Annotated in this window: 13 protein-coding genes; all 13 read left to right on the forward strand. The window is 44.4% G+C overall.

Annotated elements, in window-relative coordinates; all coding sequences use genetic code 11:
• Positions 1 to 156: 156 nt before the first annotated feature.
• Positions 157 to 2,178, forward strand: coding sequence for a DUF5693 family protein (locus tag AC3WQ3_RS02595; protein ID WP_492471373.1), 2,022 nt, complete (start codon positions 157 to 159; stop codon positions 2,176 to 2,178).
• Positions 2,154 to 3,323 carry a polysaccharide pyruvyl transferase CsaB gene (csaB, locus tag AC3WQ3_RS02600; protein WP_492471374.1) on the forward strand — a complete coding sequence of 390 codons (1,170 nt, stop codon included), beginning with the start codon at positions 2,154 to 2,156 and terminating at the stop codon, positions 3,321 to 3,323. Before AC3WQ3_RS02595 ends, csaB begins: the two co-directional genes overlap by 25 nt.
• 7 nt (positions 3,324 to 3,330) lie before the next feature.
• Positions 3,331 to 4,089: a WecB/TagA/CpsF family glycosyltransferase gene (locus AC3WQ3_RS02605; RefSeq protein ID WP_492471375.1), complete on the forward strand. Its 759-nt coding sequence runs from the start codon at positions 3,331 to 3,333 to the stop codon at positions 4,087 to 4,089.
• Positions 4,090 to 4,500: 411 nt separating this feature from the next.
• Positions 4,501 to 5,628, forward strand: a complete 1,128-nt coding sequence (locus AC3WQ3_RS02610; protein WP_492471376.1) for a glycosyltransferase family 4 protein — start codon at positions 4,501 to 4,503, stop codon at positions 5,626 to 5,628.
• A gap of 161 nt (positions 5,629 to 5,789) precedes the next feature.
• Positions 5,790 to 9,674 (forward strand): S-layer homology domain-containing protein, encoded by a 3,885-nt coding sequence (locus tag AC3WQ3_RS02615; protein WP_492471377.1) that lies wholly within the window; start codon positions 5,790 to 5,792, stop codon positions 9,672 to 9,674.
• Between the two features lie 205 nt (positions 9,675 to 9,879).
• Positions 9,880 to 10,221, forward strand: coding sequence for a hypothetical protein (locus AC3WQ3_RS02620; RefSeq protein ID WP_492471378.1), 342 nt, complete (start codon positions 9,880 to 9,882; stop codon positions 10,219 to 10,221).
• Positions 10,222 to 10,810: 589 nt separating this feature from the next.
• Positions 10,811 to 13,771 (forward strand): S-layer homology domain-containing protein, encoded by a 2,961-nt coding sequence (locus tag AC3WQ3_RS02625; RefSeq protein ID WP_492471379.1) that lies wholly within the window; start codon positions 10,811 to 10,813, stop codon positions 13,769 to 13,771.
• 173 nt (positions 13,772 to 13,944) lie between these two features.
• Entirely contained in the window at positions 13,945 to 16,497 is a 2,553-nt protein-coding gene (locus AC3WQ3_RS02630; RefSeq protein ID WP_492471380.1) for a DUF4352 domain-containing protein, read from the forward strand.
• Between the two features lie 105 nt (positions 16,498 to 16,602).
• Positions 16,603 to 17,160, forward strand: coding sequence for a hypothetical protein (locus AC3WQ3_RS02635; RefSeq protein WP_492471381.1), 558 nt, complete (start codon positions 16,603 to 16,605; stop codon positions 17,158 to 17,160).
• Between the two features lie 137 nt (positions 17,161 to 17,297).
• Positions 17,298 to 17,573 (forward strand): alpha/beta-type small acid-soluble spore protein, encoded by a 276-nt coding sequence (locus AC3WQ3_RS02640; protein ID WP_492471382.1) that lies wholly within the window; start codon positions 17,298 to 17,300, stop codon positions 17,571 to 17,573.
• Between the two features lie 255 nt (positions 17,574 to 17,828).
• On the forward strand, positions 17,829 to 19,031 hold the full coding sequence (gene metK, locus AC3WQ3_RS02645) for a methionine adenosyltransferase (RefSeq protein WP_095291347.1): 1,203 nt from the start codon (positions 17,829 to 17,831) through the stop codon (positions 19,029 to 19,031).
• A 213-nt stretch (positions 19,032 to 19,244) separates the two neighbouring features.
• Positions 19,245 to 22,973 carry a SwmB domain-containing protein gene (locus AC3WQ3_RS02650; RefSeq protein ID WP_492471383.1) on the forward strand — a complete coding sequence of 1,243 codons (3,729 nt, stop codon included), beginning with the start codon at positions 19,245 to 19,247 and terminating at the stop codon, positions 22,971 to 22,973.
• Positions 22,974 to 23,296: 323 nt separating this feature from the next.
• Positions 23,297 to 26,020 (forward strand): stalk domain-containing protein, encoded by a 2,724-nt coding sequence (locus AC3WQ3_RS02655; protein WP_492471384.1) that lies wholly within the window; start codon positions 23,297 to 23,299, stop codon positions 26,018 to 26,020.
• Positions 26,021 to 26,028: the final 8 nt, after the last annotated feature.

Here is a 26,028-nt window from a genome sequence, read left to right on the forward strand (position 1 = left end):
CTTTTCTTTTAGGTGTGATTTTTACAGAGTCAGAAGCAGATTGATCGGATATTCGAAGGCTTGTTGACACAAGCTGTGTATATACCCGTTAATTATTTGAATGAATTACTTGAGCTGAACGTGGATTTGGTTCCAACACTTGAGGAGGTACATGTAGTGCGTCAAAAATGGCTTTATTGGAATACCGCTTCCCGGAAGTGGCTGTGGCTTGTTGTCATTATAGGACTGATCGCTTCCATCCCTGTCATCAGTGATCGGGTACAGACGGAATCGTCCGCCAAAAAGGTGGAGCTTGTATTCAATTATAGAGGTCTGTTGGATATATCGGCTTATCAAGCCCATCCCCAGGATTTTATGAATGAGCAATTGACTCGTTTGAAAGATGCCGGCGTCACAACGATGGCCGTATTCGAAAGTACGCTGGATGAGCTTAGAAAGTCACGGAAACTGACCGTATATAACGGGCAGGATGTTGCTAACCTGACGCAGAACGTGGTTTCTCCTAACGAGAACTTTACGTATGTGTTGTTCACATCCGAAGAAAATGCTCAAACCTATACACCCATCATTGAACAAACGTTCGCGGATCGTCAGATTCCGGTGGTACCATGGGAATTTGAAGGTCGTAGCGGCTTGATTTTGCAGACTCCTCCGGAGAATGCCAACATGCAGCCGATGCAGCCGGATCCGGTTGCCATCCAAATGCTGCGTGATAAAGGGTTTTACATTTTGCCAAGGATTGCGGATAGCGTGCCATACAGCCAGGAATCTATGGAGCGCCTGCTGACTTTCTTCGAAGAGAATGGCGTGAAACGCATCCTGTTTGATGGCGATGCAGTGAAAGGGTACAATGATAATGTAGAGATGAAGAGTCTCGATCAGTTCGCACAATTGTTGAACAAACATGACATTGGACTTGCAGCGATTGAAAATCTGAAGAAACCTCAATCCGGATTTGAAACCCTTGCCTACAAAACGGACTACAACGTTGCTCGTTTGTATTCGTTAAGTGAGGGAGATGCCAACCTGGATGTAGACGTGATTGCGGACCGTTTTGTGCTCGCTACCAAAGACCGTAACATCCGCATGCTCTATTTGAATGCAGGGCCTAGCCGGAACACGGCCAAAGCCATGATTACGGATCCGATTGAGAACCTGATTAACAGTCTGGGTGAGCCAGGGCATGCCATTGAACGCATGGAGAAGCGCGGATTCGAGCTTGGACAGGCTGAGGCATTTACAGTAAAAGAATCTTCAATTCAGCGTTATGCCAAGCTGGTTGCGCTAGTTGGTGCAATTGCCATGATTACCTTGATGGTGTCATACTTCGTACCACTGTTGACCTTGCTTGTGTTTGTATTAGGTTTGGTTGGAAGTGCGGGCTTGTTCCTTCTGAGACCAACCTTGCTTGAGCAGGGGATTGCCTTGCTCGTTGCGATCTCCGCACCAACCATCGCGATGGTGCTTGCGGTGAGAACGGTGAATTATCAGCAGCAGCGTCAACCCAATGCATCTGCGGGTCGTCGATTGGCGCAAACGTTGATATTGTATATAAGAACGTCAATTCTGTCGTTCCTTGCCGTGCCGTTTATGATCGCATTGCTCAACAGCATTACGTATAGTCTGGTCATCAACCAGTTCAGGGGCGTGAGCCTGCTGCACTTTGCTCCAATGGGACTGGTAGCTATTTATATCTTGTTTTATCGTGGATCGGGTACGATTTCCATTAAGCAGCTCAAAGGAATTCTACGTACACCGGTTAATGTACTGATGGTTGTTCTGGCGGTTGTTGCAGCCGCAGCTGGATATTATTATTTGACACGTACAGGGAACTCGGGTTCAGTAACCCCATTTGAGATGTTCCTGCGTACAACGCTGGAAGATACATTTGGCGTACGACCAAGGTTCAAAGAATTTGTGCTGGGACACCCGCTGTTTATCGTTGGCGTGTTCGCCGCTTTAAAATATCGTCAAGTCATCTTTGTACTCATTATTGCAGCGATTGGACAGTTGTCCATGGTGGATACGTTCGCGCATATTCATACACCGGCTGTATTATCTCTCATTCGCGGAGTGATGGGACTCGGAATCGGCTTAATCTTCGGTATCATTGCTGTGGGTGTGTGGCAAGTAGCGGAAGGATGTTGGAAAAAATGGTCACCACTTCTCAAAAGTTAGTCATCTCGGGATATTACGGATTCCGCAATAGCGGAGACGAAGCGGTACTTAAGTCGATTCTGACTGCACTGGAAGAGGAGAGTCACAGATCTGGCGTCAACATTGAGCCGATCGTGCTCTCCATTGATCCAGAGTCGACGACCTCCATGTATGGGGTACGTTCCGTTCACCGTATGAAATTGAAGGAAGTTCGTGAAGCGATCAAGGAAAGTGACGGATTGATCAGTGGCGGCGGAAGCTTGCTGCAGGATGCAACCGGACTGAAATCCATTCCCTACTATTTGGGTGTAATCAAGCTGGCCCAGTGGCTCAAAAAACCTACGTTTATTTATGCTCAGGGAATAGGGCCCGTTAACCGTAAATTCTTCAATCCGATGATCCGATCCGTATTCAAGGGTTGTAAGTATATATCGGTGAGGGATGAACAATCCGCTGATTATCTGCGCGGACTTGGACTGCAGTGGAATCAGATTCATGTTGTGCCTGACCCGGTGATGGGACTGCCTTTGCCTGAAGGTAGTAGGGAAAAGAATGTTACGACGGGGACTGTGCCGGATCAATCGAGTGATGGTACATCTGCGGGGCAAACCAAGCTTCCAGTCATCGGTGTATCCGTTCGTTTCTGGGAGTCCGATCGGAAGGAACTGACGGCGATTGCCTCAGGACTGAAGAAGCTATGTGCCAAAAAAGCAGTGCATCTGCGTTTTATGCCATTTCATTTGCCAAAAGATGAAGAGGCCTCCCGTTTTCTTATGGAAATGCTCGGAGACGTCACTAGTAAAGGCAGCGAGGTCAGCATAACTCCGAATCTGACTGATCCACAGCTCATGCTGGAGGAAGTCAGCAAGTGTGATGTTGTCATTGGCATGCGTTTGCACAGTTTGATCTATGCCGCATCGCAGTATGTGCCACCAGTGGCCATCTCATACGATCCCAAAATCGATCAGTTCATGCTCCGTCTGGATAGTGAGCCTGTAGGGAGCACGACTGCACTCGATGGGGACAAGCTGGCGAAGAGCGTAGCCTCTCTTCTGGATCAGCGTTCACAGTGGTTGAAGGAAAACGAAGATCGTATTACCGAACTGAAGCAGGAGGCCAGAGTGCCTGCACAGCAAATTATTAACTATTTAGGCCGCAAAGGGTGAGATAAAGATGAATCAGACCGGACCAATACCTACCGTTTCGATCTATGGTATTCCTTTTTCCAAACTGACGATGAAAGAAACGGTGGAGACTCTCCGGGAAGCCGTGTTGTCCAAGAAGCCGCATCAGGTCATTACAGCTAACCCGATCATGGTGATGGCAGCACTGGAGAATCCATCCATGATGCAAGTGATGCAATCTGCCGAGTTGATTGTACCGGATGGTACAGGTGTCGTGTGGGCTGCCAATTATTGTGGGGATCCTGTGGCAGAGCGAGTACCCGGATTTGAGCTTTTACATGAATTGCTGCGCGTTGGAGAAAACTATCGCTGGGGTGTGTATTTGCTCGGTTCCACCCCTGAGGTGATTCAAGAAACGGCAGTTCGGTTACAACAGCAATATCCGGCGATCCGTATTGTAGGCTATCGCGACGGTTATTTTGGCCCGGCTGAGGACGAAGAGGTGATTGCTTCCATTCGCGAAGCTGCACCTGATCTGCTGTTTGTGGCACGCGGCGCAGATACGCAGGAACCCTGGATTCACAAGTATAAGGAGGCGCTTCAGGTTCCTGTAACCATGGGCGTTGGCGGCAGTTTTGATGTCATTTCCGGCAAAAGTAAACGTGCCCCAAAACTGTTCCAGAAGCTAAGACTGGAGTGGTTTTACCGACTGCTCCGCGAACCAAGTCGTGCAGGTCGCATGCTTGCGCTTCCAAAATTCGCGATTAAAGTGATCCAGGACAAAGAAAACGTGACTAAAGCCCGTTAAATACAGGCTATTACGAGAAAAATGCACGTTTTTGCTAAAAATTGAGGTTGGCGTTTCGCGTGTGATCAGCGTATAATTCATTCCGGATTACATGTGTGCCAAGAATGAATCAAACTTTTGCTTGCACCGTGTCACTCCGACGTCAGAACAACCTTTCGATCGCTCTTATCCCCAGATTTTTTTGATATCCATCTCAATGGATAAAATCCGGTGATAGCTTATGCTTTCGAAGTAGCTTTCCTTCAGAAAGCTTTTAGGCGAACGCTGCGCTTCTACAGGTTATTTCTGACTTCTCCGTTGTAGTGCAAGTGAATTCATTAAATATGGCTAACAATATTTCTTTATATATAAAAAGAGATCAGGGGATTTATAATTTCGTATGGGTATTATAATTGGGGGTCGAATGTTCAAATGGTAGCGATCTTTATCATCGGATTTATCGTGTCGATGGGACTGGCTCTTGCCCTGACACCGCTTGTCAAAAAGTTCGCGGTTAGTATAGGTGCAATGGACACACCGAATGCACGTAAAGTGCACACTCGGATCATGCCACGTCTCGGTGGTTTGGGAATCTTTCTTGCTTTTATCATTACAGTAGCTGCACTTCTTCCATTTGTATCTGCATGGTTTACAACAAGAGATATGAGCTTTGTCAGTGCCTTTCTGATCGGTGGATCGATTATCGTTCTGATTGGCGCACTGGATGACCGTTTCGAACTGTCAGCCAAAGTAAAACTGCTTGGGCAGCTCGTTGCTGCTGCAGTCGTTGTTTTCGGATTTAATATCCGAGTGGATTTCGTCAACATTCCTTTTCAGGATGCGTACTCTTCACTTGAAGCTTGGGTGGCCATTCCGCTGACGATTCTGTGGATCGTTGGTGTGACCAATGCGATTAACCTGATTGACGGTCTGGATGGTCTTGCAGCCGGTGTGTCTGGTATCGCGATCGGTACCATTGCCGTGATGTCCTTCCTGATGGGCAATACGATGATCGCCTTGATGTGCCTTGTGCTGTTGGGCAGTATTATCGGGTTCCTGTTTTTCAACTTCCACCCGGCCAAGATCTTCATGGGAGATACGGGATCACTATTCCTTGGTTTCTCTCTGGCGATGCTGTCCATGCTCGGGTTTAAACAAATTGCAGTTGTGTCCTTCATCACGCCGCTGATCATTATCGGTGTACCACTCTCGGATACCTTCTTCGCGATCATTCGTCGTGCGGTACAACGGAAACCGATTTTCTCACCGGACAAAGGTCACCTGCATCACTGCCTGCGTGAACTTGGATTCAGCCATCGTCAGACGGTGCTGATCATTTACGGTATTGCCGCATTCTTCGGTGTGCTGGCGATCATTCAATCGTCGGCAGCCATGTTCGAAGCCAACTGGGTAACGTTTGTCGTGATCTGTATCATGATGTTCTTCCTGCAGGTTGGTGCAGAAGTTATCGGACTTGTAAGTAAAACCAGAAGACCGGTTATTAATTTCCTAATGCGCATACGCGTCAAAATTAACCCGGAGACTCGCTCGAAATCCTAGATATATATGCTCGTTTACTGCAATTCTTGAATATTATCCAAGCCCCAAACCTTATCCAAGTGGATAAGGTTTTTTTGTTTAATTTGCTGTTTTTACTAAATAATTGGAACCTAGCCACCGATATAAGAGGTAACTGACTTAAAAAGAGGAGAGATGATTGCATGCAGCGTACGAAGAAGCCGATGATTTGGCTTATGATGGTGGCACTGGTTGTATCGTTGATACCGGCAGGCTTGACACCAGTCGCATCGGCGGCGGACAAACCAACGAGTTATTTTACTCCCGATATTTCGGAATTCAGAAATACGGTTGATCTGACATTGACAGCAGGGGCAAATCAGATAACACGAGATAAAGTATATAAAGTAACAGATGCTCAACAATCGATTACGGGTACCTATACCAAAGTAACGGGTTCAACACTGGGTGCAAACATTCAATTGTTGAACTGGGACCAAAGCACAAATCGCTGGGTAGAAGATCCTGCACGTGTTGCTCCAGCAGTCGTAACGTTAGATACAGATAGACCGGATAATCGTTTCAAGGCAAATCTCACTCTTTATCCAGGTATGAACCGCATCACATTTACGGGTGCACAAGGACAGAATGAACGTTCTGAGACGTTTTATATCTTGTTTGACCAAGTGCCCTACGTAGAAAAGCTGCAAGTACTCGGTGGATCGGATAACTTGGACCTTAATGAAGGGACTCAAATTGTAGTAAACAAGGACGAGATTACACTTCAAGGTACAGCTGTCAACGCTACGAAAGTGACGGTTTCTGTAAACAATGGTCAAGCTTTGGCAACACAGCTTTTACAAAATTATTCATTCTTCTCCCCGCAGCTTAAGCTGAATCCAGGCGTGAATGATCTGAAGCTGGTAGTACAGAATGGTTCTGACACACTAACGTTCAACTATTCACTACTATATTATGATGAGAAGAATCCAATCGTGAAGTTGGATCTGTTGGATTCCAGTAGAAATGCACAAAGTTTGCTTGGTGTTGAACCCGTATTTACTGAAGATACGGACCAGGCTAAAGTGCATGTGCAAATGTTAATACCTTATGATGAAGTAAATAAAAACAAGTTCAGTGAAGGTGCTGAAATTTATGTTGACAACAATACGACAAAAGAGACACCTACTTTTACCGAGGAAGTTTTCATTCCAAGTCTGAAAGATAACACGCCTTCGTATTGGTTAGTTGCTTTTGATATCAATGCTGTGAACTTTAACAAGGATACAGCTGGCGTGGTTTTGCAAGACCAAAATCATACATTGTCCGTAACTTACGGAACAAAGACTATAAGCAAAAATATGGATTTTCAGTACATGAAAGGTCAGACCGTCATTACTGATCTGAAGTATCTCAAGGGATATAGCGGAAGTGGGATCACTAATCTTCCGACTGGTGAGCCTTTGAACGGTGCTAAAGTGGACTCAGGTGACTTCTACATTATGGTCAACACGAACGGCAAACCAGCTGATCCGTTGACAGGGCTGAAAGCCAATTACCTTCCACTCGGGACAAGCGGAATCACGGTGAACCATGTGGCTACAGTGTCAGATACCAGTTATATCTTCAAAGTGGTTGGATTAAAGAACGGTAACCAAACCGTTCGTTTTAACTACGATAGTTCAACAGCCTATAAAGATGTTACCATTTCATATGCATCGAAAAATTATATTTACGTTGAAAATCTGACTGATGGTCAAACGTATAATGTGGATTCTGGAGCCGGAAAAACACTTGCTGTCAAAGGACAATACATTGACTTTGAAGACACGATCAATAGTAATTATTTCGTTGCAGAAGTGTTTGCTAACGGTGAGAAAGTTAAATCAACCAATACTTCAGAGACTCTTGACCCTACCTGGTTAAATAAAACTACTGGCGCCTTCAATTTCACACTAAATATTTCCTTAGAGAACGGACCTTTGGTCTTTGGGGAAAACAGAATTATTTTGACAGGTACAGGTAAGGATGATAAAGGCCAAGCTCGTGAGATCCGCAAAGAGCTACGGATTTATGTTGTAGACAATAATGTATCTACAATCGTTAACTTCCAGCCTGCTGTTGGAAAAGATCGTCCTAGTTTTCCTCCAAAAGAATTCAGCTCGGACAACCCGCAGCTTGCACAGATTTTCAATCTGACGCCTGAGTTTATTTACAATGATAGTAAGTACACGACTAGTTTGAAAAACTACGATTTGGTTCTTCGTGGTAGCGGTGCAGTCAAAATGAATTTGAATATGGGAACCAAAAATATTCTGTCTGTTGATTTGCCGGTTAACTCGGTAGATAATGCCGTGGTCACATTTGCCGGTGAACGCTACACTTATGATTTCGCAGGTAATCAAAAAGACTTTATTATGCGTATTCAGGATTTGGTTGCAGATGACCCAGGAACATATGTGTATACCTTGGAGCTGATCAACGAGACCGGAGCGAAGACATCGCAAAAACTGGAGATTGTCAGAGAAGTGAGTTCCTATCGCATTCTGTCTCCACAACCAACCGTTGGTAATCAGATCGTGGTCAACAAAAACTTTGTTCACTTTGACATTGAAGCAGAGGGTGCAACCGAAGTCCTTATTGGTAAAGATCCTGCTGTGAAACGTACAGATTTGGGTGAGAACCGTTTTGTATATGACTATGTAGGATTGAAACAAGATAAAGAAAATAAAATCAAAATCACAATCACGCGTGCTGGTACAAGCAATACGGACACCATTGAAGTGTTCTATACGGGTACCGTAGGTGTAGATGCTCAGTACATGGCACCGAAGGTGGCAACCAAATATACAGTATTCAACAAGGGACTTCAACTCAGTTTCCCGAAAGGTACTGTAATGCAAAGCACTAGCACAAGAGGTATTACGAAGTACTATCCAGATACGAAGCTTCTATTCGGTATTGCAGACCCGACTACGGGGATTGTAGAACGTCGCAATGACTATGGTAACATTATTGGCTTCCCTGGAACGGGTGAAAATAGTGGTGCTCCGGCTTGGAGTATTCCGGATGAGTACTTGCTTAACTTTGGATCAACAAGTGCATCAAGTAACTTTGGGGCAATCTCTGATATCTATTGGATTAATGGAGGTTTGGGTGAGTCGGGAGATCTGGGCTCAGCTACGTATGCAGCTCCAACGAATGGATTGACGCCTTACTCCGTAGAAGGGTTGTTCGGTAATCCTCAGACACCTACAGAGCGCAAAATTACACCATCACAACGGGGAACTCTTACGCTCGCCTTTGATTCTAACGTGGTAGACGAAGCTGGTTCCACAATTACCGTATACCGGTATACAGCAACTCGTCAGTGGGAAAATATCGGTGGTGAGGTTGATACCAAAGCACATACAGTCACTGTGCCATTCGATGAATTCGGCTACTATAAAGTAATGAAGTTGAGTCGAAGCTACAATGACATAACGAATCATAACTGGGCTCGTAATATCTTGAATGGTCTCTATTCCAAAGGATTTATGAACAACTTGCGTTTCGAGCAGTTTGGTACAGATGATCAGACAACTCGTGGTGAGTTTGCGACATTGCTGGTTAAAGGTCTTAATTTGCCAATTAACTCGGACAATAATCGTACGTTCGTGGATCTGGTACCAGGTGCACGTTCTGCGACATGGGATTACGACCGAATTGAGACAGCGGCAAGAGCAGGCATTGTAACGGGTCTGACGGACGGTGTGTTTGGACCAGATCAACCGTTGACACGTGAACAAGCAGCAGTCATGATTGCTCGTGCTCTGAAGCTGAAATTGGCAGCGAATGATAGTAAGATGGATGCTTCACTTGCTAAGGCATTTTTGGATTCAGGCAGCATTGAGAAGTATGCAGGTCCATCGATTATGGCAGTATCAAAGGCTAAAATCATGGAAGGAGCCGCTGTAACGGTTCCAGGCCAGAAGAAGCCACAATATAATTTCAATCCAAAAGGTAATTTGACTCGTGCAGAAGCGGGTAAAATTGCTGTTGAACTGCTCAAGAAAAGCACCAAAGTATTCCCTAAAAACTTGAGCTAATTCATCAAAGTTCATTTATGCATTATTGGAAGGACCTGTCCCTTGTGCTAAAGGGGCAGGTCTTTTTGACTGTTAAGGAAACGGCAAAAGAACACTTTTATAATAGAAGAAAGATGTTTTTTACCAATAACTATTTTTGTAATTTGCTAGAGTTTAAGATACAATAACGGTAAATACACAATGATCTAGAGGGTGAAGTTAGCTAATGAAACCGATTTATTCGAAGGCCCAGCTGGGCTACATGAAGGCAAAGACTCAGTTCGAGAAGCAGGCAGTCATTCTGGAAAAGAAAATAGAAGATACACGTAAAACGCAGGAAGTGACCCAGGAAGTGATGGAAGAACTCGTGCAAGCGACTGGCTTCCATGACGCATATAACCAATTGGTACTCGCCGAGAATGAATTGATTGAATGGTCTCATACCACCATGAAGCACGAAAAGACGTACCGTGAAAACAGACAACCAATTGATGATATGTATCTGAGACTGAATAGTGATCCAGAGATGCGTGCACAAATCATTGATCTTGCGATGAAAATCCGCTAAGTCTATATAGCAAGAACTGGATACGAAGGCATTCCTTACGGAATGCCTTTTATTTTTTGTTTTGGGACAATTTGTCGCTTCATGTACAGGCTGAGCGGGTATAAATAAACGTTCAGATCAATCCTGACTCAATAGAAACCCGTTATGGCTACCACAATAATACTGATTTTAAAGTTTTGGACCCAGTAAATTACCCGCACTGCATCAATACATAAATAAGTTCAAAACTTTTTTTGAAGAACCCGCAACTTTTTGAAATCTACTGCGTTTAAGATGTAGAGTCAAAAACATTGGGCCTCTTACCAAGAATGACCTCGTGAAGAATCTTGTCTATTTATTAGAAAAAATTGCTTTACGGCGAGAGTAACCCATTGTATAATACGTTAGGTAGGATTAGGAAACTACTCTATTTTCGTATGATTCTAAGATTAAGCTAGTTTACAAGTTTCTGTGATAAGCTCACAGACATCATTTATATTAACTTGCTCAGGACTCTGGAAAGGGGGTGCAACAATATATGAGGAACACGAGCGAAACTATTAAAGAAAATTCCCATGTTATGAACACCCAAGGAGGAGAAAAAAAGGTTATGAAGAAAATTTTATCCGTAGCTTTGTCTACAGCAATGGCATTCTCAATGTTTGCATCTGTAGCATTTGGTGATACAGCTACTACACCACAACAACAGTTTGATGCATTGAAAGCAAAAGGTATCTTCAACGGTTATCCGGATGGTACTGCAGGACTGAACAAAGAAATGACTCGCGCTGAGTTCGCTAAAGTCATCACTAAATTGCTCGGCCTGAAAGAAATCACTGGTGTATATTCTTACACTGACAAAAACTACAATGCTAAAAACTGGGCTGCTCCTTACATCGAAGCAGTAACAGCTGCAGGCATCATGGAAGGTAAAAACACTGAGAAAAAAATCTTCGATTTCAACGGTAAAGTAACAATCGAAGAGATGGCTACCATCTTGACTCGTGCACTTGACCTTGAAGTTCCAACTGAAACTAACAACACAGCATCCGCATGGGCTAAAGGTTATGTTCAAGCGGCAATCAATGCAGGATTGCTTGATTCCAGCCTGAACTTCCAATCCAATGCTTCCCGCGAATTGCTCGTTGGCGCTGCTTATGCAGTTGATCAAGAGCAAAGCCTGAAAGTTGCTTCTTATGATGTAACTGAAGCTGGTAAAGTTGTTACTTTCAAAATGAGCGACGGTGAATCCGTTAAAGTAACTTTGGATAAAGCTCTTGAAGCTAACAAAGAAACTGAAGTGAAATTTACTTACAAAGATAAAGAGTTCACTGAGAAAGTTACTTATGTAACTACAGTAGCTCAAGCAGTATCTTCTGTATCTGCTACAAACTTGAAAGAAATCACAGTTAAATTTGATGGTACTGTAGATCAAATTTCTGCTGAAAGCAAAAACAACTATGTTGTAAGTGGCGTGACTTTCAAAAGCGCTACATTGTCTGATGACAAAACAACTGTAACTTTGTTGGTAGAACAGAACTCTTCTGCTCTGACAAACCAAAGAGCAACTAGCCTGCAAATCAACAACGTTAAAAACGCTGATGCAACTAAAACTATTACACAAAAAGTTGAGTTTACTCCACTTGATGTGGCAGTTCCAGAAGTGAAAGAAGTTCAAGCTCTGGGAACTAAAGCGTTCAAAGTAGTATTCAGCGAGCCTGTTAAACCTGAAAGTGTTATCTCTTCTTCTTTCCGTGTAGATAACAATGTAATTGCTGCTTCTGTGAAGTATGTTTACCCTAACACAGCAATCGTAACTACAGACTTGACTGCTGGTGAGCACACATTGCGTGTGAGTGGCGTACAAGACTACTCTGGTCTGACTATCGTTCCAGTGGAAAGCAAATTTACTGCAGCTGTAGACACAGCAGCTCCTAAAGTTGTAAGTGTAAAATCTAACGACTTGAAGGAAGTAACTGTTGAGTTTGATGAAACTGTGAAAAGTGTAGCAAGTGCTTATGCTAACGCTACAGGCAACAACGCTCAATCCATTGAGATCAACGACAACAAAGTTACGCTGAAATTCAACAATCCGTTGAACGTATCCGAGAACACAGTCTACCTGACTGCAGTTTCCGACTACAGCAACAACTCCGCTTCCGTTGATGCAAAAGTAACTCCAACACTGGATACTGTTCGTCCAACAGTTGTAGCTACTGAGTTCAAAGTGGAAAATGGTAACTACTTCGCTGAAATCACATTCAGCAAATCGTTGCAAAATGATCCAAACAGATCTGACAGAGCTACAAATCCTGAGAATTATGTTCTGAAAGATGCTGATGGTAAAGTTGTAACTGTTACAGGTTTGACTTCTAAAGGTAATCCTGTAATTGCACCAACTTACAACAATACTGACAAAAAGGTTAGAGTTAACCTGGGTAGCAGCTTGAAAGAAGATGCAACTTACACGTTGACTGTATCTGGTATCGCTGATACTGCTTACATCGGGAATGTATTGTTGCCATACACTGCTACACTGAACGCTAACACTGCTCAAAATGGTAAAGTAACTCGTGTTTGGTCTTCTGTTAGCGAAGGCACTCGTTACGTATATGTTCAATTCAATAAAACACTAGCTACTACTGGCGAAGGTAATGCCCTTGAAGCAGCTAAATACACTGTTTCTTCAGTAGTCGATGGAAATGCTACTGGATCTTACCAAATCGCTAAAGAGAACAATGACATTAACTTGATCTCTACAAACACTGTTCGTATTGCGGTTACTGGAAGCAACATTCCTTCTGGTTTCGATTGGAGCAAAGCAGTTGTAACTGCAAGCTACATTAAAGATTCCGAAGGTAACTACTTCAATAACGGATCTTACAATGTTGGAGACAAAGTAAGTGATTCTAAAGTTGCTGTTACTGGTGATGTATATGCTACTAGCAACAATGAAATCAAAGTTAAATTTGACGCAGCATTGTCAAGTGTTAACTTGGGAGATTTTGTAGTGAACGGTGTTCAATCTCAACCAACTTCTTACACTTTGGCTGACAACAACAAAACACTGTTGCTGAAATTTGCTGACAATGCAGTACCAGTAAATGCAGCGGATGTAACGTTGGAGATTGTTTCTACTCAAACTCAAGATGCTTTTGGTAACAAAATTACGGCAACTGGAGATACTCCAATTGTAGTTAAAGATGGAATTGCACCAACAGTTTCTTTGACTAATATCGTTGCTGATGCTGCTACTGGTAAAGCAATTACTATTACTGTTAAAGGATCTGAAAGTCTTAAAGCAGATACTGATAACTACAACGAAGCCTATATCAATGGTCTCTTCACTGTTGATGCAGGTACTGGTGTGAAAATTTCCAATGTTCAAGCTACTGTTGGAACTGATTCTATCACTATCACAGCAACTGCAGATACAAATGTAGCTGGTAAAGTTGTAAATGTTAAATTTGATGGTGATAAAAACAAAGCAGCAGAAGCTATCACTGATGGACGCGGTAACGCACTTGGTGAGTTCACTTTCGGTAAGCAACTGCCTACTACAAATAACTAATATTATTTTTTCTGAAACAGCCTTGCATCTATTAAGATGCAAGGCTGTTTTTTGTTTTATTTCAATGAATTTAAACAATATTGCTGTACTAAAAGTTACCTCTTTGAAACTTCCTGTATATATTATTCGTCTATAATATATGTATTATGGAAATCTATGTATGGAGGTTTCATGTGAAAAATAAATTTAAGAAAGTTATTGTCGCGACTACCGTGCTGGGGTTGACTCAGGCCGCTTGGATGAACATTTTTCAAATTGCAGAAGCCGCAACTTCTTCTAGCAATACAGCTCAAACTCAAAAAGCTGTCAAAACATTATCTAATGTCCCGGCTGTCAAGCTATCATCCAAAAGCAGTGTTAGACTTACAGATGTCAATGTTCTGACTCAAGACGAAGGCAAGTTGATTACGTATACCCTCACATATACCAACAATGAGAAAAAAAGCTTACAACTAGTTGATTACTGGACAAAGGTTAGAAGTAAAGGTGGAACAAGTTATACTTCCAAATTGCTGACGCAAGATGCAGAGAAAAAAAGTGTTGCTGCTGGCTCTACCTTATCCGTTACATATGTGACGACTGTCGGCAAAAACGTTCAGCTCAGCAATCTGAATTTTGAAATTGTTAAATGGGACTTCAGCAAGCCAAATTATGAAAGCATTCTGGGGAAAATCAATATTCCTGCCTCGTACACGGTGGCTACCCCAGTGAATACAGTTAAAAAGGTACGGATCAATGATATTCCGGTAAAAATTAAAGTTCAAGGCCTACAGACATTCTCTGCCTCGGACACATCCAACTATGCGAGTGTTAAAATTAACTTGCATAACGTTGGTTATAAGGGGTTGGAAAATCCGAATGTGAAGTGGGTTCTGCGAACAAAAGGTGGCAGCAGCTACCCGCTTAATCTAAATTCGAACGATACAACGTACAACGTACAGCCTCAAGAGTCCAAAAGCATCAATTATATAACAACTGTTCCCAAGAAGGTAAAGCTGGATGGGGCTGAGCTTATTATGGTACAAGAGAACGAAGCTGAGAAATCGGTTATTCCACTTGCGACGATGCAAATGCCGAAATCAACTTCGTTGCAGAATACAGAAACTAAGGTTGGAAAGGTCCATACCATAACGCTCGAAGATAACAAGGGCAAGATGGCTACGAGTGTGGGAGATGTTAGTGTGAGTCAGACTCATGGTAACAACTACTATACGGTCAACTTCAAATTTAAAAACACGGGATCAAGGGAAGTTTCCGTACCCAAATATGATTTCTCGGTTCAAAACAAAAAAGGAAATGATTATCCGTTGTCTACCAAGGCACTGGATAATTTGAAATTGAAACCAGATGAAGAGCGCTTAGTTCGTCTGACATTTAGCTTGCCTTACGATGAAGCCGATGGAACACTGAAGTTGGTTATGAATACACCAAAAGCTGAGGGCACCGAGGGTACAGAAAGCAAAGAAATTAAATTTTCGTATCCTGCGGGAACGTACATTCTTCCCAAAGCTACTTCCATGCAGCAATCGATTGGTACAGAGAGTACTCTTCAGATTGAAAATGGAACATTGGGTGTAACATGGAATTCTGTTCAACGTCTTCCTTGGGATAATGCGGATGTTTTATCCGCAAGAGTTACTTTACGCAATGTTTCAACCAATACTCTTAAACTCCCGCAGCTTAAAGGGATGTTATCGATAGATTCAGCAGATATAGTAGATACTCAATTGTTAATAAGTCAGAACTCAGCTTTACTTGGGCCCGGCATGTCGCTTGATGTACATCTATTAACATCGTTACCTACCAATCTGGATGTAGCTCAATTACAAGTGGCACTGTCTGAAGTAGTGGGCGAGAACACATCTGAATTGATCAGACTGACTCACATTGGTCAGCTTCCGCAGGTACCGCAAGTAGAGTTGGGGTCCAACTATGCGTTGAATACGCCTGGGAAGAAATCCGAACTCCAAGTGAAGAGAACATTGATTTACCCAGGGACTTCTTCTGATATTGTATATACGGAACTTCAGGTGAAAAATATTGAGGATCGGCAGATTGACCTTGCCAAATTAACCGGATATTACGAATCTAAAAATGGTGAGTATTATAAAACAACGGTTAAACAGATTGATTACCCAGCAGGACCTGGTGATTCAGCTTTAGTAACCATGTGGTCCAAAATTCCAAGGAAGACCGTTGTCTCCGATATGAGGTTGTTAATTGGTGAGACAGTAAGTGGTGAAAGCACGGGTAAAGAAGGAACAACTACGGGTGCAGGATATGTAGATGCAGCCTCGTTTGAACTTAAACCGGATCAAGAGCCTACCTTGACAACAATTAAAAATGTGGATATTTATCCTTACAACATTCAAACTAGAGATTTCAAAGCGTCTCTTAGCGGTGGCTCCACAGTTAACCTTTCATGGAACTACGATGCTTCCCGAAATAATGAATTGAACTTGCCAGAAAGTGAACACAAACTTATTGTGCAGCTGATTGAACCTACTGGAAAAGTATTCGACAAAGAAATTGTGCTTGATAAAGACTTGAAGGAAGGTAACAATCAATTTTTGAATTGGACCATTCAGGATGTTGTTTTTGAAGATCGACGCAGTGGAGCCTACACCATTGCCATATATGATGAATTCCAAGGTCAACGGATTAAACTTGCAACCCAGGCGATGGGCTTTGTTCCAGCTGTCGGCAATCTACCAGGTGCTGAATAAATGATAGAGTAAGCATCGTTGTTAAATCTTTCTATTAAAGATATGATAGAAAATGACGACAAATATATGTAGATTGTTTTAATAGAAGGGAAGGTACAATCATTAATGAAACCTTATATGAAAGTATCCCTGGCTGCGCTGGCTATTGGTGTTGGCGTGTGGGTTGGGTCTGTATACAGCAACACAGCTATCGGTGCAGGAACCAGTCAACCAGGCACAGCGGATGATCCAGTTGTGACGAAGAGTTATGTAGATCAACAAATTCAAAAGGCTTTAAACGGAGGTACTAATGCCGGATCGGGAAGCTCCGCAGGCAATAATAGCGGAGCTACCGGGACAGGCAGCACAGGTGGTGACACCTCGCTTCCACCGGTTGTATCCGTTGCATCTGATGCGGTAGAGATTGTTACCGTGAAGCCGGGTCAACAGCTGATCGGTGCCTCTGGCGCGGAGTTCATCGTACGCAGCGGCAAGGCTGTGATTGTCAGTGAAGGTACGAACGGTGTAGCTGATCTGACGGACGGGGTTGACCTGACGAATGGACAGGCAGCGCCGACCAATCACCTGCTCTCTTTTCCAAGGGATGGACGTGGTATTACGGTATTGGATGGTAATAAGTACAGCCTGACAGTTATGGTTCGCGGCGGATATTCTTTGAAATAGGTTAAGCATTTATTCGCATTTTTATTCATTTCATTTGTGTAGATTAACCAGTTCTAACAAACATTTATACGGCTAGGCATGAGGGTTCCTGCTCACTCTATAATTGTACAAAACCAATTAACGGAGGTGCAGGAATCATGGCTAGAAGTAACCGCAAAGTGGTGCCGGAAAGTCGTCAGATGCTGGATCAGATGAAGTACGAGATTGCTGCTGAATTTGGTCTGAATGTAGGGTATGGTCAAAGTGCTCTTGCTGGTGCTGATACTGAGTTTGGTTCTGAGCTTGGAGCTGTGAGTGATCATTCCTATGGGCAGTATAAAGGCTGGGGACATCTGACTTCCCGTGAGAACGGATCGGTTGGTGGCGAGATTACGAAAAGGCTGATTCGTCAGGCAGAAAAGCAGTTATTATAAGGTTTTTCCTTATCCCACATGGTTTGACACGGCTTGACAAATGCGATAAGATGGCATTTGAGGTATGCAACCTTTTCCAGGAGGAAAAGGTTGATTTTTTGTTAAGGCAATTACCTGAAAAATCCTTATCTTCGTAACTGCGGACCCTGCGTCCTTATTCCGCCCGGAAAGCTTTCGAGGGTACAGTGAACGAATCACCGTAAATGTTTTGTTCGGGCAATCGCCATACTACTAGTTATGGGAGGTTGAAACTTCATGTCTGTTAAAGGCCGACATCTATTCACATCGGAGTCTGTAACCGAAGGACATCCGGATAAGATTTGCGACCAGATCTCGGACGCCGTATTGGACGCGTTTCTGGCGAATGATCCAAACGCTCGCGTAGCGTGCGAAGTTTCCGTGGCTACAGGCCTAGTGCTTGTCATCGGTGAAATCAGTTCAGCTTCTGAATACGTAGACATTCCGGCCATTGTACGTAACACGGTTAAGGAAATCGGGTACACACGTGCCAAATATGGTTTTGACTACAATACTTGTGCCGTTCTGACTTCTCTGAACGAGCAGTCTGCGGATATCGCGCAAGGAGTTAACGCAGCACTGGAGAACCGTGATCCGGCTCAAGTCGCTCGCGAAACAGAAAACATCGGTGCGGGTGACCAAGGTCTGATGTTCGGGTTTGCAACGAACGAAACACCAGAACTCATGCCATTGCCAATCGCATTGTCCCACCGTATTGCACGCCGCCTCGCTGAGGTACGTAAAAACGGTACACTGGATTACCTCCGTCCGGACGGTAAAACTCAAGTAACGATCGAATACGACGGTGACAAAGTAGTTCGTGTCGATACAATTGTAGTATCCACTCAGCACGCTGAAGAGACTACCCTTGAGCAAATCCAAAAAGACATTAAAGAACAAGTTATCCTGCCTGTCGTTCCAGCTGAATTGCTGGATGAGCAGACTAAATATTTTATCAACCCTACAGGACGTTTCGTTATTGGCGGACCTCAAGGAGATGCAGGCCTGACTGGACGTAAAATCATCGTAGATACTTACGGCGGTTATGCACGTCACGGCGGTGGTGCGTTCTCCGGTAAAGATCCGACAAAAGTAGACCGTTCCGCTGCTTATGCGGCTCGTTACGTAGCGAAAAACCTCGTTGCTGCAGGTCTTGCAGACAAAGTGGAAATCCAGCTCGCTTATGCGATTGGTGTAGCCAACCCGGTATCGATCAACGTAGATACATACGGAACTGGCAAAGTCAGCGAAGAGAAGCTGGTTGAGTTAGTCCGTAGCAACTTCGATCTTCGCCCTGCTGGCATCATCCGTATGTTGGATCTGCGTCGCCCAATTTACAAACAAACGGCTGCTTACGGTCACTTCGGCCGTACAGATCTGGATGTACCTTGGGAGCAAGTGGACAAAGCAGATGCTTTGAAAGCTCAAGCGGGTCTGTAAGTTTAATTGCGATCGATCAAAGCCTTTGGTTCCGATCAGGAATCAGGGGCTTTTTTGCGTACATAAGTAGTTGGCTAAGTAGGAGGTTTTATAAACGAAATAAGATTCCTTTTATTCCCTTTTGGCTAAATAAAATGTCTGTTCTAACCGACATACATAATGAGGTCTGTTCATTAGACAGGAGAAGAAATATAAGTTGAGGGGGACGAATTGGTGCGTTTGAAACGAATGGCCAAGAAGAGTACAATCGGGCTTTTAATCGTACTATTAACTGCCCAAGGTTGGCTAACAGGTCTGCTTGGAGTGGAAAACACTGCTTATGCAGCAGATGACTTAACTACGTTAGGGGTCACGGCAACGTTACCTGTAATAGGAGAGAAGAACGTAAATGGAGCAGCCCCATTGGAGATCGAATTTGGCCAACCTGTTCGAAAAGCAGCGGGGACTGCCAGTGGATACATATCAATAAAACGTGTGTCAGATGATTCGGAGGTTATTCCACCTATCTTAGTGGACCCAACGGAATCAAGTAATATTAGCATTACACCAGATGACGCCAGTGTTCCGGATGTAGGGAGAAAAGTGACGATTAATCATGCACCTCTGCCAGGAGGAACATACTATGTTCAAATCGACAAAAACTCCTTTGTTTACGCGCATGAGAATAATACAGCTTTCAATGGACTGAGCAAAGAATGGACGTTCCGTACACAAGGTGTAGGCACAACATCATTGGTAGAGAAGGTTCCCGCGAATGCAGCGATGCAGGTATCTCCTTCATCTAACATAACAATGACATTTAGTAAAAAGGTTTTTGCAGGTGCTGGGAAACTGCAGATTTTTCAAGGGACTACATTATATGAGGAAATACCTGTGAATGCAGGTTCTCCACGTGTTAATGGTCTGGGGACGAATTCCATTGTGATTGATCCAGAGAAAAACTGGAATAGCAGCAGCACATATTATGTTGTTATGCCAGAAGGTCTTTTAAGAGATGAACTGGGGAACGACATCAGTGGAATTGCAGGAACCGAGTGGGGTTTTGGCGTCATTTCGGATCCTACTGCTCTCACCGTATCATCTATTTCCCCAACGAACGGTACGACGAATGCACCTTTGACTGGAGAACTAACGGTTACATTTAACAAAGAGCTTGATACCAATTATCCAGGCAATGCGACGTTGAGAAAGGCTAATGGTGGAACTGTGGCAGTAACAACGACCATTAACAGTTCAAACAATAGACAACTGCGAATCGTCCCACAGAGTACACTGGAAAGCAACACGAGTTATTATGTGGATATTCCTGCAAATGTGTTTAGGGACAAGGCTGGTAACCTCTTTACAGGATTGACAGGTACCAGTTCATGGGGCTTTAAGACGCTGAGCAGAGATACTACAGCCCCGGTACTCAAAACAGTCAAGATGTATAGTAACAATACGATTCGACTTACTTACGATGAAAGTCTGTTCAGTGCGAATCCAGCTTATAGCAGCTTCACGGTAACCGTAAATGGGGAAGCGCGTAATGTCAGCACTGCATATGTATCAGGAGATAGCGTATATGTTGTACTCGATACAGGTGTAGCTGTAGGGCAGGTTGTCCGGATCGGGTATACACCTGGATTGCGTCCAATACAGGATACTTCCCTGAACCCGGCTGCTTCTTTTGCAGCACGTGATGTGGAGAATACACTTGATTCGGTCATGTCCAAACCAAGGGAAGGTACTGTATATTACAGCACAATTAACCTATACTACCCCGAGACGGTATATATCAACTCTAGTGATGCGGCGTCACAATTCAGTGTGACTGCAAACCAGTCTTCGGTAGGGATTAACAGCATATCCTTAACTAATAGTTCAATGGTTACATTGAATCTGAGCCGTTCCATTACCGATGGGGAAGTGGTTCGTGTCTCGTATGCACCTGGCTCTTCTCCTGTAAAAGACAGTCGTGGACAAGCTCTTGCCGGATTTACCGGGTTCTATGTCCGAAATAGCATCGATACCAAGGCACCTGAATTTCAGAGTGCCGAAATAAGTGGCTCTAAGTTATGGATCCGTTATAATGAACCACTTAGAACAACCAACAAACCGTTAAAAAGCCAGTATTCTGTCCTTGTAGATGGTAAGCCTTTATTTGTAAACGACACGGATATTGAAGATGACACCGTCACGCTGACTTTGGCTTCAGCCGTAGGCACGAACCAGAATGTAACGCTTTCTTATGTACCTGGTGCATTGCGGTTAACAGACCTAAACGGTAATCCTGCTGGTTATATCAACTTAACACCTGTAAGCTACACAGCGGGCAATGGTATGGTGAAATCAGCTATATTGCAAGGAGATACCGTGACTATTACTTTTAGGGAATCTCTACAGTCACAGACGCTGCTTACCCCATCTCAATTCGGTGTACAGTTGGGAGGCTCACAGGTAAGTGTGGTTTCTGCAGCATCAACTGGTACAACCCTAACTCTGAAGTTGTCCAGCTCGGGCACCAACGGACAAACAGGAACGGTAAGTTATGCACCAGGGATAATCCCGCTGCGTACGCTTGATAACGTCATTGTTGAGGCATTTGGACCTTTATCGATTAGCCAAACTCAAAGCACAGGTTCAACTACCAATACTGGAAGTTTAAGTGGCAACCTGCCATCATGGCTAACCGTATCGGACACATCGGCTTTTAACCAGTCCATGTATGTCATGAGCACGGAAGCAGCGAAAATAACTTCCGCCCAGTCTCGCAATAGTCGTTCTACTCGTCAGTTTAATGTGGATGCTAGCAAGTTAAATCAGGCTTTTCAATATGCAAGCTTAAGCAACAATTCAAGTCGAATGGTCGTATTTGAAGTTCCTTCAACAGAAGCATCAGCTTATGTAGGATTCCCAATAGACACGCTAACAGAAATCGCTTCCCGTGAACGTTTTTCATTTATTGGGGTGAAATATGGAGACCGTCTGTGGTCAGTGCCTTTGTCGGATTTGAATCCTTCCAGTATTGCACAAAGCGTGAATGCAGCTTCGGGCTCTTCATACTTTTATGTTCAACTCGAATCGGTTCCTGTAACGGTCTCCGGTACAATGGATGGTATGCTTGCATCCGCCGGAGCACAAAGAGTATCTGACATTACGGATGTTTATCTATCAGCATATAATGGCTACAGTGGCCAGCGTGCAGAACAACTGGTGAAGAGTTCAATTGCACTCAGATTGCCTTCAACGACAACAGGACCGGCTACGGGTCTGGTCTACATTGATCAGGGTACTTCAGCTCTGGCTAATATTCCTCATCATTTCTCCAATGCAACTGGAGCGGTTATTATAACAGGACAGCTGAAAGGCAATCAGGCTATTGTGGCTGCATCCCATCCCGTTTCATATCGGGATACTACTTCACACTGGGCTAAGGACGTCATTGGTGAGTTGTCTGCGAAATGGATTATCAATGGACAAAATGGAACCTTGTATGTTCCTGATCAGCAGATATCACGAGCAGAATTTGCTACTTTAGTGGCAAAAGGGTTGGGATTGCCAGGCGACTATGCTAGTGCTCAACAATTCAAGGATGTTCGTTATGGTGATATATCGGGTGCGTATATTGGTGCAGCGGCTAAAGCAGGTATCGTCACGGGTAATACGGATGGTACTTTCAAACCGGATAGCCTCGTTACTCGTGAGCAGATGGCTATTATGATGGTTCGAGCTTTGGATTATGCAGGTCAGCCAACCGTACTCAAAACTTCGGCCGCATCAACACTGTCCAAGTTTAAGGATAGTAACAAGATTCAATCCAAGGATTCTGTTGCCAAGGCCGTACAGGAAGGCATTATTCAGGGAATGACATCGAAGACGTTTGTACCACAAGGTAATGCAACACGTGCACAAGCGGCAGTAATGTTGAAACGTGTCCTGAACAAATTGGGTTATCTTTAGTCCGAGTGGGATTAAACTGTTCTATCTAGTTTATGTGGAGAGTGACAGTTTATCAGATTGCTTTTCTCTTTTTTGGCAAGTTAGTAGCACTATAAACAATAATCTATTATTTAACATGTGACTTCAAGTGTGGCAACTCCATGCCATGCTTGGGGTCTTTTTTGTGCGGAATACCCTCAAAGTTGGTTGCGGGCGTAACTTTTTCCACGAAAAGCAGTCTATTAATAGTAGAGTATACTAGGGATCTGGCTGTTCTCTGCCATCTGGCGGCAGGACACCTGATGTCTAAGATTGATATACAAGATGGGAGAGACGTTTCAAACATGCTGGGGAAACACGGGAAACCGCTGGAAGATGTGAAGGGCAGCAAGGCGAAGAAATGGGCAATTGTGACACTGGCAGGTGTGATCTGGATTGCACCGGTTTTGGGAGCAGGGCAGCAGGTCTGGTCGGGAACGACGTGGCAGTCGGTAGCTGCTGCGGCATCTACAAGTACAAGCAAGTTAAGTGAGGAAATTCTGACTTCCGGCGCGAAGCTCATGAAATACAAATATACAACCACAAGATCCGGCTCGAAAGTGAATGTGCTGGCAGACGTAATTCAGGTAGATCTGCAAAACCCTTATGTGAAACTCGATGTGATGACAGGTAAGGGCGGCAACTTGAACAGCAAACAAAGCACAGGCGGCATGGCCAAGGAAAATGATGCGGTTGCTGCTGTAAACGGTGATTATTTTAACGTATCTGGGGAACTTGCTCCAATCGGTGGACAGGTCTCTGACGGGGTTCTCATCTCCACACCTTCGGAACTGAAGGGTATGTATGCCCTCACCGTGACCAAAGATGGCAAACCGATGATCGACGAATACTCTTTTGACGGTATGGTGAAGGCCGATGACAGTTCAACGTTTGCTCTGCGCGGAATTAACAAGGAGGATTACACGGTAGAGTCAGGCTCGGTTAAATACAGTCACGCCAACTCGATGTATATTTATACATCAGCCTGGACATCAACCAAACGTCCGAACGACCCTTCTACCACACCAACCGAGGTACTGGTACAGAACGGCGTTATTACGCAAATTTCCGACAAAAAAGCATTGGATATAACGGTACCTGAAGACGGGTACATTTTACGTGCACACGGAACGGCAGCTACCTGGATCATGACCCACCTCTCTGTGGGACAGACGCTTAGTGCGGATTACAAGCTCGTAGCTAAAATAACGGGACAATCGGTTGATCCGAGTAATCTCGAGATGATGATTGGTGGTCATACGATCCTTGTCAATGGAGGCAAAGCAGCTACGTTCTCCCGTGATATCGCCTCTTCCGGCATTGGAGGTATTCGTGCGAGAACAGCGGTAGGTTATTCGCAGGATGGTCGATATGTTTATATTATTGCGGCTGAGAAAAACAGTAACAGCAGTGGCATGTCGCTGACTGAATTGCAATCCTTTATGACCAGTATCGGCGTATGGAAAGGCATGAACCTGGACGGCGGCGGCTCTACCACCATGGTGACACGTCCGCTTGGGGAAGAAAATGCAAGTCTGACCTTCAACACGGAATATGGCACAGAGCAGCGTCAGGTCGTAAACACACTCGGCGTATTCTCCACCGCTCCGGAAGGCAAGCTGAAAGGCTTCGCTGTAAGTGGCAGCCAAACGCTGCTGGTAGGACAAGAGGGCAAGTATTCAGCCAAAGGCTATGACACGTATTACAACCCGATCGCGACCGGAGACATCAAGCTGACCTGGAAATCAAGCAACAATGGTATCGTCAGCGTAAGTAATGGTGTGATCAAGGGGGTTAAACCAGGAACGGCTACGCTCACAGCAACAAGCAACGGAGCATCTTCTACCATTAAAGTAACGGTGCTCGGTGGAAGCGAGCTATCCTCTCTGACTGCGGGTTCTGGTCTTGGCTCGCTGAAAGCGGGAACGACTATGTCGATCCCTGTGACTGCGAAGACGAAAGATGGGCAAAGTGTAACCGTTCCGGCTGATTCGCTGACATGGGAATTTATTGGTTTCAAAGGTAAAGTGGCTGGCGATCAATTAACGGTATCTTCCGTAAATTCAGGAGCAGAGGTTGGATATGCGATCGGTCGTTATGACGGCTACAGTACGGTCGTTGTTCTTACGGCTGCTGACAGCGAAACCACCTGGGAGAACTTCGAGAATGTAAGTTATCCAATCAACTTTACAACGAATGCCACTGGCGTAACTGGTTCAGCAGCCGTAACGGCGGGTACAGGTGAAAAGGCTGGCTCCAAAGTGCTTCAGCTGAGCTACGACATGACTGCAGGTACAGGTAAAATGTATGCATATGCCCAATTGAACGGGACAACAGGCAGAGAAGTATCTTCAGCCGCAACGTCCATGTCGATGGATGTAATGGGTGACAAGAGCCTCAACTGGCTCCGTGCAGAGTTTACGGATGCCAATGGGAAAACCGTGTATGCCGATCTTGCGAAGGCCATTGACTGGAGCGGTTGGAAAAAAGTAAACGTGGACCTGAGCGGTCTGAATATTGCTTATCCAGCCAAGCTGAAACGTGTCTATGTAGTCAATGTAGAAGAGGGGCAGGATGAGCGCGCCATGACAGGTACCGTTGCATTTGATAACATTGCCTTCACCATGCCATCGAAATCCAGTGAAGTGGGACTGCCTACAGGAACAGCTTCCCTGGTACTTGGACAGAAGTCGATGACCGTGAACGGAACGAAAAAGGCAATTGATGCAGCACCGGTGCTGAAAAATGGAACAACATATGTCCCAATCAAACATGTACTGGATGCCTTTGGCGGACAGGCAAGCTGGGATAGCAAAAATCAGCGAATCACCGTTATTCGCGGCGGGAAACTGATTGATCTGGTCGTGGGACAGAAAGAATTCATCTTGAATGGAAAAAGACAGAGCGCAACAGTAGCCCCATATGTATCCGGAGGTAGGACTTTAGTCCCTCTTCGACTCGTTTCCGAGCAGCTTGGATTGACTGTAAAATGGGAACAGAAAACGAAGACCGTTACCATCTCATCGTGATATGGTAT

The organism is Paenibacillus sp. FW104-T2, assembly GCF_058789975.1.